Annotated in this window: 16 protein-coding genes and 1 pseudogene; 7 read left to right on the forward strand and 10 right to left on the reverse strand. The window is 71.7% G+C overall.

Annotation, left to right across the window (positions count from 1 at the left end; translation table 11 throughout):
- Positions 1 to 55: 55 nt before the first annotated feature.
- Positions 56 to 547 (reverse strand): helix-turn-helix domain-containing protein, encoded by a 492-nt coding sequence (locus tag ACIQ7M_RS03835; RefSeq protein ID WP_403639345.1) that lies wholly within the window; start codon positions 545 to 547, stop codon positions 56 to 58.
- Positions 548 to 608: 61 nt separating this feature from the next.
- A complete protein-coding gene (locus ACIQ7M_RS03840) occupies positions 609 to 1,886 on the reverse strand; it encodes a DUF6777 domain-containing protein (RefSeq protein WP_403639347.1) in 1,278 nt (425 codons plus the stop codon).
- Positions 1,887 to 2,074: 188 nt separating this feature from the next.
- Here ACIQ7M_RS03840 and ACIQ7M_RS03845 point away from each other — a divergent pair, with 188 nt between their 5' ends.
- Complete coding sequence (locus ACIQ7M_RS03845) at positions 2,075 to 3,370, forward strand: streptophobe family protein (protein ID WP_403639349.1); 1,296 nt, start codon at positions 2,075 to 2,077, stop codon at positions 3,368 to 3,370.
- Positions 3,371 to 3,496: 126 nt separating this feature from the next.
- Here the strand turns inward: ACIQ7M_RS03845 and ACIQ7M_RS03850 are convergent, their stop codons facing one another.
- The 4 genes and pseudogenes from ACIQ7M_RS03850 to ACIQ7M_RS03865 form a co-directional block, all read right to left on the reverse strand.
- Complete coding sequence (locus ACIQ7M_RS03850) at positions 3,497 to 4,495, reverse strand: serine/threonine-protein kinase (protein ID WP_403639351.1); 999 nt, start codon at positions 4,493 to 4,495, stop codon at positions 3,497 to 3,499.
- A gap of 435 nt (positions 4,496 to 4,930) precedes the next feature.
- Positions 4,931 to 5,417, reverse strand: a pseudogene (locus ACIQ7M_RS03855) (hypothetical protein); the annotation flags it as partial.
- A gap of 6 nt (positions 5,418 to 5,423) precedes the next feature.
- A complete protein-coding gene (locus ACIQ7M_RS03860) occupies positions 5,424 to 7,766 on the reverse strand; it encodes an FHA domain-containing protein (protein ID WP_403639353.1) in 2,343 nt (780 codons plus the stop codon).
- A 68-nt stretch (positions 7,767 to 7,834) separates the two neighbouring features.
- Positions 7,835 to 8,245: a hypothetical protein gene (locus ACIQ7M_RS03865; protein WP_355774111.1), complete on the reverse strand. Its 411-nt coding sequence runs from the start codon at positions 8,243 to 8,245 to the stop codon at positions 7,835 to 7,837.
- Between the two features lie 369 nt (positions 8,246 to 8,614).
- On the opposite strand from ACIQ7M_RS03865, the gene ACIQ7M_RS03870 reads away from it, so the two are divergent.
- Positions 8,615 to 8,992, forward strand: a complete 378-nt coding sequence (locus tag ACIQ7M_RS03870; protein WP_403639355.1) for a nuclear transport factor 2 family protein — start codon at positions 8,615 to 8,617, stop codon at positions 8,990 to 8,992.
- 97 nt (positions 8,993 to 9,089) lie between these two features.
- Here ACIQ7M_RS03870 and mgrA read toward each other — a convergent pair whose 3' ends face one another.
- Positions 9,090 to 10,082: an L-glyceraldehyde 3-phosphate reductase gene (mgrA, locus tag ACIQ7M_RS03875; RefSeq protein WP_386976301.1), complete on the reverse strand. Its 993-nt coding sequence runs from the start codon at positions 10,080 to 10,082 to the stop codon at positions 9,090 to 9,092.
- Positions 10,083 to 10,229: 147 nt separating this feature from the next.
- Here mgrA and ACIQ7M_RS03880 point away from each other — a divergent pair, with 147 nt between their 5' ends.
- Together ACIQ7M_RS03880 and ACIQ7M_RS03885 are read left to right on the forward strand one after the other, a co-directional pair.
- Positions 10,230 to 11,123 (forward strand): LysR family transcriptional regulator, encoded by an 894-nt coding sequence (locus ACIQ7M_RS03880; RefSeq protein ID WP_403639357.1) that lies wholly within the window; start codon positions 10,230 to 10,232, stop codon positions 11,121 to 11,123.
- Between the two features lie 231 nt (positions 11,124 to 11,354).
- Complete coding sequence (locus ACIQ7M_RS03885; protein ID WP_355774061.1) at positions 11,355 to 11,864, forward strand: DUF664 domain-containing protein; 510 nt, start codon at positions 11,355 to 11,357, stop codon at positions 11,862 to 11,864.
- On the opposite strand, the gene ACIQ7M_RS03890 is transcribed toward ACIQ7M_RS03885, so the two are convergent.
- Together ACIQ7M_RS03890 and ACIQ7M_RS03895 are read right to left on the reverse strand one after the other, a co-directional pair.
- Complete coding sequence (locus tag ACIQ7M_RS03890; protein ID WP_389848528.1) at positions 11,852 to 12,916, reverse strand: adenosine deaminase; 1,065 nt, start codon at positions 12,914 to 12,916, stop codon at positions 11,852 to 11,854. The two genes, ACIQ7M_RS03885 and ACIQ7M_RS03890, sit on opposite strands and share 13 nt — an antisense overlap.
- 92 nt (positions 12,917 to 13,008) lie before the next feature.
- Entirely contained in the window at positions 13,009 to 13,401 is a 393-nt protein-coding gene (locus ACIQ7M_RS03895) for a VOC family protein (protein WP_403639359.1), read from the reverse strand.
- A gap of 363 nt (positions 13,402 to 13,764) precedes the next feature.
- On the opposite strand from ACIQ7M_RS03895, the gene ACIQ7M_RS03900 reads away from it, so the two are divergent.
- From ACIQ7M_RS03900 to ACIQ7M_RS03910, 3 genes are all read left to right on the forward strand, one after another.
- On the forward strand, positions 13,765 to 14,508 hold the full coding sequence (locus ACIQ7M_RS03900; RefSeq protein ID WP_403639361.1) for a phosphatase PAP2 family protein: 744 nt from the start codon (positions 13,765 to 13,767) through the stop codon (positions 14,506 to 14,508).
- Between the two features lie 90 nt (positions 14,509 to 14,598).
- Complete coding sequence (locus tag ACIQ7M_RS03905; RefSeq protein ID WP_403639363.1) at positions 14,599 to 15,015, forward strand: hypothetical protein; 417 nt, start codon at positions 14,599 to 14,601, stop codon at positions 15,013 to 15,015.
- A 198-nt stretch (positions 15,016 to 15,213) separates the two neighbouring features.
- The gene (locus ACIQ7M_RS03910) at positions 15,214 to 15,495 is read left to right on the forward strand and encodes a hypothetical protein (RefSeq protein WP_403639365.1); all 282 of its coding nucleotides are present in this window, start codon (positions 15,214 to 15,216) and stop codon (positions 15,493 to 15,495) included.
- Positions 15,496 to 15,561: 66 nt separating this feature from the next.
- On the opposite strand, the gene ACIQ7M_RS03915 is transcribed toward ACIQ7M_RS03910, so the two are convergent.
- Positions 15,562 to 16,056 carry a hypothetical protein gene (locus ACIQ7M_RS03915; protein ID WP_403639367.1) on the reverse strand — a complete coding sequence of 165 codons (495 nt, stop codon included), beginning with the start codon at positions 16,054 to 16,056 and terminating at the stop codon, positions 15,562 to 15,564.
- Positions 16,057 to 16,077: the final 21 nt, after the last annotated feature.

Below are 16,077 nucleotides of genomic sequence, written 5' to 3' on the forward strand. Positions count from 1 at the left end.
GGGCAGCCGGGCCCCGGTGCGCGGGCCCGGCGAGGGCGCGGAGTGCGGGCCGGGGTCAGGCGGCGAGGCACATGCCGTCGTACCGCGAGCCCGCGGACCGAGAGCCCGAGGACGGGGCCGCCGCCGGGCGGCCGCGGACGGACTCGGCCCGGGTGTGCCGGTTCAGCTCCCGCTGGGCCAGCGACAACAGGTCGGTCAGGCCGAGACCGAGGGCGCGCGCGGCCGCGGCGAGGACCTCGGAGGAGGCCTCCTTGCGGCCGCGCTCCACCTCGGAGAGGTAGGGCATCGAGATTCTGGCGGCCTCGGCCACGTCCTTGAGCGTGCGTTCCTGGGCCAGCCGCTCGCGTCGCAGGACGTCACCCACGAGGTCGCGCCACAGAGGTTCCCTGGCCGAGGGGGCGGGGGCCGCGGGTCCCCGGCGCGGCACGAGGACCGGCGGCCGGGGCGCCCGGGCCGGGGCGTCGGCCACCTGCGGTGTCCGGGAGGGCTCCGGCGCCGCCGGGCGCAGGGGGATGACGCGGGCTTCGTTCGTCACGTGGTCGCTCACCCCTTCAGCCTAGAAGCGCGGGACCGTACGGGAAGGGAGCGGCGTTCCGCTCTCGGTGAAGTCAGGGGGACGCCGGGGCGGAGCCCGCCGACTGCGACGTCAGGTCCGCGGAGGCCGAACCGGACGCCGGGGGCGCCTGCGACTCGGACGCCGGAGGCTCGCTGGACGGCGGCGGTTCCTCCGAGGACGGCGCGGAGGAGGACGGTTCGGAGGAGGACGACGACGGGGACGAACTCTCGGACGACGGCGAGTTCGAGGCGGAGGCCGAGGACGACGGGGACTTGGAGCCCGAATCGCTGACCGACGGCGAAGGGCTCACCGGGGGGTGCGTCTTCTTGTCCTTCTTCACGTCGTCGCCCCGGTGCCGCTTGATCCACTCGTTGCTCTCGGGGTCGTAGATGACGAACACGTCGATGACCGTCTTCGACGGCACGACGGCCACGCTGTTCTGCGGCCGGTACGACGGCCACGGGTCGCCCGTCGTCTTGATGGTGCCCTTCTGCGGTACGGGTTCGAGCAGCGGGTTGCCGCAGGCACAGCGCACCTTGGGCACGCCCCGGGAGTCCACGAGCACCGCGGTGCCGGCCTGGAGGACCGCCTGATAGCTGGTGGGGGCGCCGTTGCGGTACCCGTGGTTGGTGACCCGGGTGTCCAGCCGCAGTTGTACGGGGGTCAGGGAACGCAGATAGGCGGGGACCGCGTTCGGCTGGATGCCCTCGACCGAGGCGAAGGCCTTGTTCTTCGCGGGGTCCGCCTTCAGCGCGCTGATCTGCTTCTCGACGTCGCAGCTCGACACGTTGCGGGTGCCGCCGTAGAGGCCGGGCGCGCTGCCGCTGTAGGTGCCGCCCTTGGTGGCGGGCACCGACGAGGCTGATGCCGCGGGCGACTCCGACTCGATGGAACTGTCGTTGGCGGTCGACTCGGTGAACGAATCGGGCCCCGACTTTGCGGCGGGCTGCGCGAACACCTCGCTGCTGGCGTTCTTGGCACCGCCGCCGTTGTTGGTGAAGACCAGTCCGAGGATCACCGCCGCCGCCACGACACCGGTGATCAGCGCGACCCGCGGCGCCGACCGCCACCAGGGCCGTTCGGGTCCCCCACCCGGTCCACCCGGTCCGCCCGCTCCACCGCCGGGGCCCTCGGGACCCGAGCCACCGCCGCCCCCTCCCGAACCGCCGCCCCCTGGTCCTCCGGGACCGCCTCCCGCCCCGGACGCGCCGCTGGGCGGTCCGGTGGGCGGGACGTTGACGGGCTGGGTCGGACTCGGCTGTGTCGGGCCCGACAACGGGCCCGAGGGCGGGCCGGTGGGGCGGCCGGAGGACGGCTGTTCGACGCTCACGAGCTCTTCTCCCGTTGGAGGGATGCAGGGACGTCCGAGTGGCTTTTGCGCCGCTTTCCTACACGACGAACCCATTGTGTGCCCCGGTCCGCCGGTGCCCGCAAGCCGACGCGGTCGGCTCTCCCCGAGGGGCGGCGGTCGGCTCTCCCCGAGGGGCGGACGGTGTCGGTGCTGCTTAGCGTGGCAGCGTGAGTCACCAGACACCGTCAGCCCAGCCGGCCCCCAGCAGCGGTGCGTCTCCGGCCAGCCGTCACGGCTGGCTCCAGGCCCTCGTGACCGTACTGGCCGGTCTGGTGCTCATGGTGGTGGTCGCCGCTCTCGGCCTGTGGGCGTCCGGCGCCACCGACCTCCCCGACAACGCCTTTCCGCGGGTGGTCGCGGCCACCCTGGTCACCGCGGTCGGCGGGACCGTCGAGTTCACCGGCGACGCGGGAGCCATCGCCGAGACGAAGGCGGGCCTCACGGTGATCCCGCTGTCCGTGACCCTGACCGGAGCGCTGGTGCTCGGAGCGGGATTCCTGCGGCCGCTGCGGCATCGCGCCGTCGCCGGGGCGACGGAACTGGCCGGGTGGGCCGGGCGGCTCGCCGTCCTGTGGCTGCTCGCGTTGATCGGCCTGGCGCTCGCGGCCCGCCAGAACTTCACCATCGACCTCGGGAACGGCACGATCGGTGCCATCGGCGACCTGTTCGGCGCAACCCCCGAGGTGGGTTTCAAGACCGCCTGGGCGTCGACCCTGTTCTTCGGGGTGCTGTGGCTCGCGGGTGTGTTCGTGATCGCGCTGCTGGTCTCGCGCGGCGCGGCGCTCCCCGCCCGGCTGCTGCGCTTCCAGGAGGCGGTGCGTCCGGCCGCGTACGCGATGGTGGTCCTGCTGCTCGTCTGCGTCGGCCTCGGCGTGGTCATCGGGCTGGTGGTGGCGGCGACGCGCGGGCACGCGGCCGAGACCTTCGCCGTGATGCTGCTGGGTCTTCCCAATGTCGTCTGGCTCGCGTTCACGATCGGTCTCGGCGCCACCTGGGACGGGCGTGTGGACGGGCCCTTCGGGCTCCCGATGCCCCATGTGCTCGACGAGGTGCTGCGTACTCCGGACGTGTCCGAGCTCAACCTGGGCTCGCTCGCGGACTACGACGGCCGGATCTGGTGGCTGGTGGCCGTCGACGCCGTCCTGCTGCTCGGGGCGGCCTTCCTGATGGCGGCCCGTTCACCGGCCCGGACGCGGGCCTGGCAGCACGCCCTCCGCATGGCGGTCGCGCTGGCGCTGACCGTGCTCATGATCTGCCTGCTCGGCCGGATCTCGGCGAACTACGGTCTGTCGATCCTCGGTCTGGGTGACATCGGCGGCGGGCTGAAGGGGGAGCTGTTCCTGAAGGCCCAGGTGTGGGGCGCCCTCGGCCTGGCCCTGTTGTGGGGGCTGGTCACCGGTTTCCTGGGCGCCCTGCTGGCCAAGGGCGTCCGGCGCAGGGGCGAGGTCGAGTCGGCCGGCTGACCGCCTGACGGCTGCGGCTCACTGCTCACTGCCCACTGCTGGCTGACGGCTGACGGCTGACGGCTGACGGCTGACGGCTGACGGCTGACGGCTGACGGCTGACGGCTGATCGTCGACGGTGGCGGCTCAGCGGCGGAACACCGGCCGGGCCCAGACCGGCGGCTGCGGCACGGGCCCCGGGCCACCCGGCACGGCCTCGGCCTCCGTACCCGAGCCGGTGCCGCTCCCGGTCACCGGGCCGCGTGCGGCGATCCGCAGCGCGCTGACGAAGGCCAGGCACGAGTCGAACCGGTCGTCGGGGCTCTTGGAGAGCGCCTTCGAAAGGACCGCGTCGACGGCCTCCGGGATGTCGGGGCGCACGGAGGTCAGGGCCGGGGGCTGGTCGTACTGGTGGGCCCACAGCAGCGCCATGTCGTCGTCGCGCCGGAAGGGCGGATGGCCGGCCATCGTCTCGTAGACCACACAGCCGAGGCTGTAGACGTCGCAGCGGCCGTCCACCGGCTTGCCGGAGATCTGTTCCGGCGCCACGTAGTCGAGGGTGCCCACGAACTGTCCGACGCTCGTGAACCCGGTCAGCGACAGGGACTTCTTGGTCAGTCCGAAGTCGGTGAGATAGACGTGTTCGGGGTGGTCGCTGTCGGTGCCCTGGGCCACCAGGATGTTGCCGGGCTTCACGTCCCGGTGCACCAGGCCGTGGTCGTGGGCCGCGTCGAGCGCCGAGGCGACCTGGATGCCGATCCGGCCGGCCACGGTGACCGTCAGCGGGCCCTCGCGGTCGAGGAGATGACGCAGGTCGCGCCCGGCGACGTACCGCATGGCGATGTAGAGGACGCCGTCCGTCTCGCCCGCCTCGAAGACGGGCACGATGTGCGGGTGGTCGATCGCGGCGGCGACGCGTGACTCGTGGGTGAAGCGGCCGCGGAAGGTGTCGTTGCGGGCGAGTTCCGGGGCGAGCAGTTTGAGGGCGACCGTGCGGTCCAGACGCAGGTCCTTGGCCTGGTAAACGACGGCCATCCCGCCGCGGCCGATCTCCCGCTCGATGCGGTAGCCCGCGATCTGCCGTCCGATCAGCTCCGAGGGCCGCCCCGAGAACGGACTGGTGTCCGGCCCGGACGTCCCGTCCATCAGCGGTCACCCCGCTCGTGCCGCGCGCCGCGCATCAGTCCTCGCCCTTGTCGTCGCTGTCGAAGGTGACCAGGCGAGTGGGCTCGTGTCCGCTCGGAGGCCCGTCGGGAGGTCCGTCGGGAGGTCCGCCCGGGGCGGATCCCCGCACGATCCGCGTCGGCTCCGCCTGGCGTTCCTTCGCCCGGTCCGGTTCCTGCGCCCGGTCCGGCCTCCGCGACCGGCCCGGCGCCGTCGCCTCGTCCGGCCCACTCGGCCGGTCCGGTTCTTGCGACGCGTCCGGCACCTTCGGACGATCCGGAACCCGCGACCCGTCCCGCCCCGGGCCCCGGTCTCCCGACCTGTCCTGTTCCTCCGCTCGGTCTTGTTCCTCCGCTCGGTCCCGCTCCCGCGGCAGGTCCTGTTCCACGGGCTCGTGAGTCGTCTCCCGTCGCGCGGTCGACGGGGTGCGCTCGGCGGCGAAGGTACTCAGCCGTGCTCCGTCGCAGTACACCCAGCGCTCGTGCTCGCCGTCGTACAGCCACATCGACTCGCCGTCGACGATCACCCCGATCCGGCTGCCCTGCGTCCGGGCCCGGAAGTTCTCGGCCTCCAGTCGCCCGGACGCCAGTTCCTCGGCCGCCCGTCGGTACTCGGTGAGCGCCTGGTCGACGCGGGCCAGCAGCGGGCGCGGATCGGCCGTGCGGGCGAGCGGGCGGGTCGCCGCAGGCGGTACCTGCGGTACGGCGATCAGCAGGCGGCCGTCGACCCACGCCGACCAGCCGTTCGCGCACACGACACGCCCCCAGTCACCGAGCCGGTCGACGAGTTCGACCGGCAGCAGCGCGTCCAGGGGAACGGTGGGCCGCGACGGGTCGGGCGACTCCCAAGCGGGCAGCCCGTCCTGCGGAACGACATGCGTCGGGCGGAATCCGGGGCTCGTCATCGGCGGCTACTTCCGCATGACCGCGGGCTCGTGCCGTCGCAGCAGCCGGGCGACCAGCCAGCCGAAGACGACGGAGAGCACGACGAGCATGCCCATGTTGATCAGCCATGCGCCGGCCGTGTGCCGGAACATCGGGTCGCCGGTGAGTTCGCCGGGCACGATCCGGGCGAGACCGATGGTCCCGGCCATCGCGCCCAGGGCCCAGCGGGAGGGCACGAGCCAGGAGAGCTGTTCGAGGCCGGGCACGCCGTGCAGCTTCAGCAGGGCGCCGCAGAACACCACCTGGACGATGGCCAGCAGCACCAGCAGCGGCATCGTCACCTCCTCCTTGCGCACGACGGCGGAGACGAGGAGGCCGAGCATCATCGCGGTGAAGGCCAGCAGGGCCACGGCCAGCGTGATCTCCAGGAGCGGTGGCATCAGGACGCCTTCGCCGCCGGGGGCGTTGAGGTCCACGCCGAACAGGCCCACGAGGGTGAGCACGACGGCCTGGAGCACCGTGATGGCGCCGAGGACCACGACCTTGGACATCAGGTACGCCGATCTGGACAGACCGACGGCCCGTTCTCGCTGGTAGATCGTCCGTTCCTTGACGAGTTCGCGCACGGCGTTCGCCGCACCGGTCAGGACGCCGCCGACGCACAGGATGAGCAGCGCGTTCATCGCCGTCTCCTGGGTCAGCTTGCCGCCCGCCAGCGCCCGCGCCATCGCGCCCATCACGAACGGCAGGGCGATCATGATGGCGAGGAAGGTCCGGTCGGCCCCGAGCGCGGCGGCGTAGCGGCGGACCAGGGTGCCGAGCTGGGAGCCCCAGCTCTGGGCCTTCGGCGGCGGTCCGACGAGCGCTCCGGTGGCCGCGTCCGGCATCCTCGGCTGCGAGGTCGACTTGTCGATGTACTGACGGTGGAACGGCGAGTCCCGGTACTCCCCCGCCCAGTCCCGGTCCGTGTCGCGCTCGAAGGCCTCGAACGCCTCGGGCCACTGCCGGTATCCGAAGAAGGCCAGGGTGTCGTCGGGCGGCCCGTAGTAGGCGACCTTGCCGCCGGGCGCGAGGACCAGGAGCCGGTCGCAGACGTCCAGGCTGAGCACGCTGTGGGTGACCACGATGACGGTGCGGCCGTCGTCGGCGAGGCCGCGCAGCATGTGCATCACCGAGCGGTCCATGCCCGGGTCGAGTCCGGAGGTCGGTTCGTCCAGGAAGAGCAGGGACGGCTTGGTGAGCAGTTCCAGGGCCACGCTGACGCGCTTGCGCTGTCCGCCCGACAGACTGTGGATGGGCTGGTCGACGCGCTGCTGCAGGCCCAGCTCGCCGATCACCTCGTCCACCCGCGCCAGGCGTTCCGCCTTCGCGGTGTCCTGCGGGAAGCGCAGTTCGGCGGCGTAGGTCAGCGCCCGGCGGACGGTGAGCTGGGCGTGCAGGATGTCGTCCTGCGGGACGAGGCCGATGCGCTGGCGCAGTTCGGCGTAGTCGCGGTAGAGGTCACGGCCGTCGTAGAGCACCGTGCCGTGGTCGGCGGGCCGCTGCCCGGTGAGCGCGTTCAGGAGCGTGGATTTGCCGGCGCCGCTCGGACCGACGACGGCGAGCAGACATTTCTCGCCGACGGGAAAGGACACCTGGTCCAGCAGCGTCTTGCGGCCCTGGTCGACCTCGACGACGAGGTCCTGCACGTCGAGGGAGACCTCGCCGCTGTCGACGTACTCCTGGAGCTGGTCTCCGACGAGACAGAACGCGGAGTGCCCGATGCCGACGATGTCACCCGGTGTGACGAGGGCCCGCTCGACGGGCTGTCCGTTGAGGAACGTGCCGTTGTGGCTGCCGAGGTCGACGATCTCGTACGTCCCGTCGGGCCGGGCCAGCAGTTCGGCGTGGTTCCGGGAGACGATCAGGTCGTCGATGACGAGGTCGTTGTCGGGGCCGCGTCCGATGCGCACGGTGCGGGAAGGCAGCGGCCGTACGGTCGTCGGCTGTTTGAACGTGCTGGTGGCGGCCGGCATGGAGACGGCCGAGGGGCGCTCCGCGACGGGGGGCGGGCGGCTGACGAGGACGGCGCGCGGGCCGTCGGCGGGACTGCCGAAGCGGATCACGCTGCCGGGTCCGACGCCCCATTCGTGGACGCGGCGGCCGTCGGCGTACGTGCCGTTCGTGCTGTTCTCGTCCTCCAGCGTCCAGTGATCGGCGTGGGGCCGCAGCACCGCGTGGTGCCACGAGACCCGGACGTCGTCGATCACGACGTCGCACAGCGGATCGCGCCCGACGTGGTAGTCGTGGTTCGGACTCATCACCGTCGAGCCCGTCTCGGTTTCGAGGACGAGCTCGGGTGCTGTTGCCGCGACAGGCCTCTCTGCCATGCCAGAATTCTAACGATTCGCCCCCTTGCGCGCCTGATCAGCGCTCGGTGGCCGGGGTGCCCGAAGGCTCAGGCGGCGGAGATCCCCAGCACCGCGGCGGTGCGGTGCATGCGCAGCGCGTCCACCGATTCCGCGAGCAGTTCGTATTCGGTGGTGTCGTCGTTGGTGGAGACGCGGACGAGTTTGCCCGCGGCCAACTCCTCGGCGACCAGCTCCTGTTGCTCCGAGTCACCGCACCATGCGCGCAGCATCGTGGGGACGTCGGGGACGCTGTCCCCCACCGGCGCGATCGAGTTGGGCGGAAAGGCGGGGTCCTCGGGCTGCGGGTCGAGCCTTTCCGCCATCCAGGCCGCGCGGTCCCGCATCCACCACAGGGCCAGCGCCAGGGTCGGCGCCCGATAGGTGCCGAGGGGTACACCGACTCGCTGACCGCCGCACATGCCGTACGCGGTGACGTGGCACAGGAATTCGTCGTGCACGATCTCCCCCATTGGCGTCGCTCGTCGCCGGTCCGGCCTCACTTTCCCTGCGGCTCTTGGGCGTTGCTCCGTGCAATTGCACGGGCTTGGTTGAATTGCCCTACTGATTGAGTATCGCCACTACTGACACACTGTCACCATGTGAATCCAGCCAGTCTCTTGGCATATTCACCGCCGCGCGTGGCCGAAAGGGCATTGACAACTTTTCCGGCCTCCGGGACCGCCCCCGATCCCCGGCATGACCCGCGGGGTAATCGACGCTTCGCGCGGTGCCCGTCAAGGTTGGCGTATCGCGTCCCGGCGCCCGAACAGCCGCCCGGGACACGGACCTTGACCATGGTTACGTCCCCCGATGGAGGCTGGTTCATCATGTCCGCGAACACCGAGCGCTACGAGACCGCCGTCACCCGCTACTTCGAGGCCTGGAACGCGAGCGGGCCGGACACACCGGCGAAGGCGGTGGCCGCCGCCTGGGCCCCGGACGGCACGTACACCGACCCGCTCGCCGACGTCCGCGGACACGAGGAGATCGCGGCCGTGATCGCCTCCGCGCACGAGCGGTTCCCCGGCTTCGCCTTCCGTCTGCTGGGCGCGGTGGACGGCCACCACGACATCGCCCGCTTCGCCTGGGAGCTGGTCGACGAGACGGACGGCTCGGCACCCGTCGCGGGCTTCGACGTGATCGTCCTGGACGGCGAGGGCCGGATCCGGAGCGTGCACGGATTCCTGGACCGCGTCCCGGCCTGACACGCGCCGAGGTCCCCGACGCGGCGGCGCGTCGGGGACCTCGGTGTGCCGTCGGGGCGCGCCAGAAGTCGAGGGCGCGCCGCACCCGTCGTAGGCGCTACGCCTTGACCAGCGCGTCGATCCGGGCGAGTTCGTCCTCGCTGAAGTCCAGGTTGCCGATGGCGGCGACGCTGTCCTCGAGCTGCCGCGGGCTGCTGGCGCCGACCAGGGCCGAGGTGACCCGGCCGCCGCGCAGCACCCAGGCCAGCGCGAGCTGGGCCAGCGACTGGCCGCGGGACTTGGCGATCTCGTCGAGGGTCCGCAGCCGGCCCACGAGGTCCTCGGTGACCGTGTCCGCGCTCAGGAACGGGCTGTCGCTCGCGGCCCGCGAGTCCTCCGGGATGCCGTTCAGGTAGCGGCCGGTGAGCAGGCCCTGCTCCAGCGGCGAGTACGCGATGGAGCCCACCTGGAGCTCGTCGAGCGCGTCCAGCAGGCCCTCGTCCTCGGGCCGGCGGTCGAGCATCGAGTAGCGCGGCTGGTGGATGAGCAGCGGGGTGCCCAGCTCGGCCAGGATCCTCGCGGCCTCACGGGTCTGCTCCGCCGAGTAGTTCGAGACGCCGACGTACAGCGCCTTCCCCTGCTGCACCGCCGAGTGCAGGGCGCCCATCGTCTCCTCGAGCGGGGTCTCCGGGTCGGGACGGTGCGAGTAGAAGATGTCGACGTACTCGAGACCCATCCGGCCGAGGCTCTGGTCGAGCGAGGACAGCAGGTACTTGCGCGAGCCCCATTCGCCGTACGGGCCCGGCCACATCAGATAGCCGGCCTTGGTGGAGATGACCAGCTCGTCGCGGAGGTGACCGAAGTCCGCCTTCAGCGCGTCACCGAGGGCGGACTCGGCGGCGCCGGGCGGCGGGCCGTAGTTGTTCGCCAGGTCGAAGTGGGTGACGCCGAGGTCGAAGGCGCGGCGCAGGATCGCGCGCTGGACGTCCACGGGCCGGTCCGGGCCGAAGTTGTGCCACAGGCCGAGCGACAGCGCGGGGAGCTTCAGGCCGCTGCGTCCGGTACGCCGGTAGGGCATGTCCGCGTAACGATCGGGGTGCGGGGTGTACAACGCGTACTCCTGTGAGGCCGGGGAAACAGGCTTCCACTCTCGCGCGCCCGGTGGTCACCGGTCCAACGGGAGGATCGGATGGCATTGAGCGATCCGGCTTCTCAATCGGTCGAGGCACCCGCCGATCGGCACCTACTCTTGCATGTCATGGAACTGCGTCACCTTCAACACTTCGTCGCCGTCGCCGAGGACCGGCACTTCACCCGGGCGGCGGAGCGGCTGATGGTGTCGCAGTCGGGCCTCTCCTCGTCCATCAGGGCGTTGGAGCGGGAGCTCCAGGCGCCGCTCTTCGTCCGTACGACCCGCCGGGTCACCCTCACGGAAGCCGGTCGCGCCCTGTTCGTCGAGGCGGAACGGGTCCTCGCCCAGGTGCGTTCGGCGCACGACGCCGTGGCCGCCGTCCAGGGGGTGCTGCGCGGCACGCTGTCCCTCGGCACCGAACAGTGCATCGCCGGCGTGCACTGCGCCAGGCTGCTCGCGGCGTTCCGTCGGCGTCATCCGGACGTGGAGATCCGGTTGCGCCAGGCGGGTTCCGAGGCGCTGGCGGAGGAGGTCGCGGCGGGCCGTCTCGACCTGGCGTTCGCGGTGCGGACCCGCGCCGACTCCGAGCAACTGCGGTCGGTGCCGCTGACCAGCGAGCCGATGACCGTGCTCTTCCACCCGGAGCACCCGCTCGCCACCGCGGCCGTGGTCACGCCCGAGGAACTGGGCGCGGAGGCCTTCGTCGACTTCCACCCCGACTGGGGTCCGCGGCGCACCACCGACGCGGCGTTCACGGCGGCGGGAGTCCAGCGGACGGTGGCCCTGGAGGTCAACGACGTCCACAGCCTCCTGGAACTCGTCCACGAGGGCCTCGGGATCGCCGTCGTCCCGCGCCACTTCGGTCACAAGCCGGAGGCCCGCGATCTCACCGCACTGCCCTTCAAGGGCGCTTCGGAGGGGTCGTACGAGACCGTCGCGATGCTGCCGCCGGAGGAGGCCACCAGCCCGGCCGCACGGGCCCTGATGACGCTGCTCGACGCCTCGAAGGACGGGGCCTGAGCGGTCGCGGACCCGAGGCTCCTGAGGCAGGTGGGGGCCCGGATGCGGGGCGCGGTGCGGGATGCGGGGGCGGGGCGCGGTGCGGGATGCCGGGGCGGGGCGCGGTGCGGGATGCCGGGGCGGGGGCCCGGGATGCCGGGGCCGGGGCCCGGTGCGGGGTCGGACCGTTCCGGACCTGGGGATCGGGCCGTTCCGGACGCAGGGACGGGCGCGATGCGCGATGGTGGTTCCATGCTTGCGAAGGACATCCTCATAGACGGCTTCGGCCGCATCCGGGAAGAAGTCCATGCCGCTGTCGGCGACCTCGCGCCGGAGGCTCTCAACGCCCGCCCCGCCGAGACGGCGAACTCGATCTCCTGGCTCGTCTGGCACCTCACCCGGGTCCAGGACGACCACGTCGCCGACGCGGCCGGGACGGAGCAGGTCTGGCTCACCGACGACTGGGCGAAGCGCTTCGGGCTGGACCTGCCGCGGGGCGACACCGGGTACGGCCACACGTCCGCGAAGGTCGCCCGGGTCCGGGTGGAGACGGGCGACCTGCTGCTCGGCTACTACGACGCGGTCCACGAGCGGACCCTCGCCTACATCGGCGGTCTGGCCGCACACGACTTCGAGCGCGTCGTGGACGAACGCTGGGACCCGCCGGTCACGCTCGGCGTACGCCTGGTCAGCGTCCTGTCCGACGATCTCCAGCACGTCGGACAGGCCGCCTACGTCCGCGGGCTGGTTCAGATGTCGTAGCCGGGAAGGACGACGTCCTCGATGAGGGCCTTGCGCTCGTCGAAGGGGAGGAACGCGCTCTTGACCGCGTTCACCGTCACGGTGCGCAGGTCCTCCACGCCCCAGCCCGCCTCCTCGACGAGCAGGGACATCTCCCGGGTCATCGTCGTCCCCGACACCAGACGGTTGTCGGTGTTGAGGGTGACGCGGAAGCCCAGGTCGCGCAGGGCGGTGATGGGGTGCTCGGCGATGGACTTCGCCGCGCCGGTCTGGAGGTTGGAGGTCGGGCACATCTCCAGGGCGATACGGCGGTCGCGCACCCAGCCGGCGAGACGGCCGAGCTTGCCGTCCACGATGTCCTCGGTGATGCGGACGCCGTGGCCGATGCGCTGGGCGCCGCAGACCTGGAGCGCCTGGTGGATGCTGGGCAGGCCGTGGGCCTCGCCGGCGTGGATCGTGAACGGGACGTTCTCGCGGCGCAGGTGCTCGAAGGCATCCAGGTGGTCGGCCGGCGGGAAGCCGTCCTCGGCGCCCGCGATGTCGAAGCCGACGACCCCGGCGTCCCGGAACGCCACGGCGAGGTCGGCGGTCTCGCGGGTCCGGTCGAACATCCGCATGCCGCACAGCAGGGTGCCGACGCGCACCGGGGTGCCCGCCGCGGCGGCCTTGGCCATACCGGCGGCGAGGCCCTCCTGCACGGCCTCGACGACCTCGGGCAGGGTCAGCCCGCCGTTGACCATGAGCTCGGGCGCGTAGCGCACCTCGCCGTAGACGACACCGTCCTCGGCGAGGTCGAGGACGTACTCCTCGGCCGTGCGCAGCAGGCCTTCGCGGGACTGCATCACGGCGAGGGTGTGCTCGAAGGTGGCTATGTAGCGGACGAGGTCGCCGGAGTTGGCGGCCTCGTAGTACCAGGCGGCCAGTTCCTGCGGGTCCGTGGTGGGCAGGGTGTGGCCGACGGTCTCCGCGAGCTCGACGAGGGTGGCCGGGCGGAGGCCGCCGTCGAGGTGGTCGTGCAGGACCGCCTTCGGCAGGCGGCGGATGGTGTCGATGTCGATGCGGGGCGCGGTCATGTGCGGTGTTCCTCGTGAGGTCGTTCGGAGCGGGAGGGAGCGGAAGAGCGTGGGGCGCGGCAGCCCGCGCGACGTGCGGGAGACCGGGTCAGTCAGTCCGCGGGCTGGAGCAGGTCCCAGCGGTTGCCGTACAGGTCCTGGAAGACGACGACCGAGCCGTACGACTCGTGGCGCGGTTCCTCCAGGAAGGTCACGCCGGCGGCGCGCATCCTGGCGTGGTCGCGGGCGAAGTCGTCGGTGTGGAGGAAGAAACCGACCCGTCCGCCGGTCTGGTCGCCGATCCGGCCGCGCTGAGCCTCGTCCTTGGCCCGGGCGAGCAGCAGCCCGGTCCCTCCGCCGTCCGCGCCCGGCTCGACCACGACCCAGCGGGAGCCGTCGGGCCGCGGGGTGTCCTCGACGAGGCGGAACCCGAGGGCTTCGGTGTAGTGGCGGATGGCCTCGTCGTAGTCGTCGACGACGAGGGTGACCAGGGCGATGCGTCTCATCGGGGCTCTCCAGGGTTATACGTAACACGTAGGGTACGGCATTCGCTGTCGGGCGCCAGAGGGGTCGTCGGCGGCGGTGACCGGGGCCGCGTCCTCCGCCGGGCGGCGGGGTCGCGCGGCACCGATCCCGTCGGGCGGCGGGGCGCCGGGCGGCGCAGGCTGAGAGGACGCCGATCTTCGCGGGTCGAACCGGGAACGATCCCGGCCGCCATTCGTCTACAGTTATGTAGACGAACTCGCAGATAGACGGGCGCGGGGCGGTGTCCTGCCGTGTGCGCGCCCGCCGAGGAAAGGGGCCACATCCATGTCCGCCGCCACGGGCTCCGCGCCTGCGCGCGAGGCCGATGCCGTTGCGGCCCGGCCGTGAAGCGCGGGGGCACCGGTGCCGTCGCCGCGTCGGCCGCGGTGGGGAGTCTGGTCGCGTTCGTGCTGCTGACGCTGGTCGTGACCACGCACGAGGGTGCTCCCTTGTTCGGCGACAGCGGGCTCGCCTCGTGGTCGCTCGCGCACCGTCCGGAGGTGGCGCTCGCGGTGGCACGCGGCGTGACGTACACCGGCACAGGAGCCGTCCCGTACGCGCTGGTCGTCGTGGCCGGCCTTCTCCTCGGGCGCACGGCGCGGCAGCGGGTCACCACCGTCACGGCGTGCGTGTGCGCTCTGGCCGTCGCGCAGGCCGTGCGGTTCGCGGTGATGTCACTGGTCGGCCGTCCCCGGCCCCCAGTGGCGAACTGGGCCACCCATGCCTCGGGCTGGTCGTTCCCCTCCGGTCACACCACGACCTCGGCCGTCACGGGCGGCATCCTCATCCTCGCGGTGCTGGCCCGCGCGCCCCAGTCCAGGAGAGCACTGGTCCTGCTCATCGGCTGCTGGGCCGCGCTGGTCGGCCTCTCCCGCGTCTACCTGGGCGTTCACTGGCTCTCCGACGTCGTGGGCGGCTGGCTGTTCGCCGTCTGCTGGCTGAGCCTGCTCGTGTACGTCGTGACGCGGTTCCTCCCCGACAGGTACGCGGCGCTGACGACGACGCCGGTCCCCGAGGACCCCACGCCGGACGGACCCGATGACGGACCCCGGGAGCGACGCGACGCCCCTCCTCGCTCCGCTTCGTAGCTCGCAGCGGAGCGAACGCACCCATGGCATGAGGCCCCGCGGAGCCCGGGCTGTAGGCTGCGCCCTCGCCGAGATCACTTGAGGAAGGTCATGGAGCGAACGCTGCCGTCCCGCAACCGTCTGGCGAACAGTGGCCTCGGGGTCGTTCCGGCGATTGTCGGGGTCGCCTACGCCGTACAGGCCGAGGGTGGGGTCCAGCGGCTCCTCGCCATTCCGGCTGTGCTCGGGTTTTCAGCTCTGGCAGTTCGTGGTTATCGGCTCGCCGTCACGTATGACCATTCACGGATCACCATTCGCGGCTACATGCGCACGCGGGTGATCGATCGGGGCGCCATCACTGGGATCACGGACTTTCCAGCCGTGAGGTGGACTTCCGGCAATGGGCGCAGGCGATGGACCCCGTTGACGGTATTCGTCACGAGCACCGGCGAATCGTCGGCGGCCCGGACGCACAAGGAACGCGCCATCAGAAGGCTGCGGCAGTGGGCGCGGCGCGGAGGGGGCTGACGAGTGCGCGTGAAGACCCGGGTGAACGGTACGAACGGCGTGAACGGGGCAGGTGGCGTGGAGGGTGAGCACCATGTAGTCGTGCGACCGTGGCATGCCTTCGTTGTCGGTTCCGTACTTGGAGCGGCCGCTCTGTTCGAGCGGGTCCAGGGATTCCGATCGGGTCGCCAGTACGTGTTGTGCCACGCTTCATCGGCGGTGGACCACCTCACGATCGTGGCTCTCGCCCTGGCGGGAGGGGCTCTCCTGGCGGCCGTGGTCGGCGGAGTGGCAGCCGTCATGATCAATGCTTCGCGCCCCAACCCGGTGTTCCTGATCGCCTGCGTGGTGGCCGCGCTCGCGTGCGTCGTGGCAGCCGACACGGTGGACGCCGCGGGCGAGCAGCGTGCGGCGAGGATCGCGGCCCAGGGTTTCGGTGAAGGCGGGTGCGACTACCCGGCGCCGGTCTACTCGGCCACTCCCGGCTGGTTCACCTGGTGATCCGTCACCACTGCTGTCGCGCTCACTCCTGACGTGTGCCCCGGTGGTCAGCCGAAGGTGTCGCCCTCAGTCGCGGAAGCAGCCGAAGTCCTCGTCGTGCCGGCTCTCGTACGAGCCTCGTGACTCTTCCTGGCCCTCACTGAAGACGACGCGTCCCGTGGCGAGTTGGCGCGGCTTGAACGTGAGGAAACCGGAAACGAGATCGTCCGACGTCATGTTGGCGCGTAGCGCGTAGGTGGAGGCGGGGTCCAGCTCGACGGTCAGCGGGAGCCGTGTCGTGAAGCCCTGGGGGGCTCTTCCGAGCCGTACGCGGTGGAGCGGGGTCCCGTCGGAGGCCTTGATGTGCCACAGCAGTTGGCCCGGATCATCGACGGTGCCGTCGTGATCCCATCGGTACAGGCCGACCTCGGTGATGCCGTCGTGCTGGACGCCCGGGCACTCGCGCCAGCCGATCACCGGACCGGAACTCCCGCTCTCGACGAACAGCGGATCGAACTCCGCGCCGCAACCACTCAGCAGCAGCGCGAGAGCGATGACGCCGGTTGAACGCCCCCATTTCACGCTTCGGAGTCTACGAGGCAT

The sequence above is a fragment of the Streptomyces sp. NPDC096324 genome (assembly GCF_044763015.1).
Classification (GTDB): domain Bacteria; phylum Actinomycetota; class Actinomycetes; order Streptomycetales; family Streptomycetaceae; genus Streptomyces.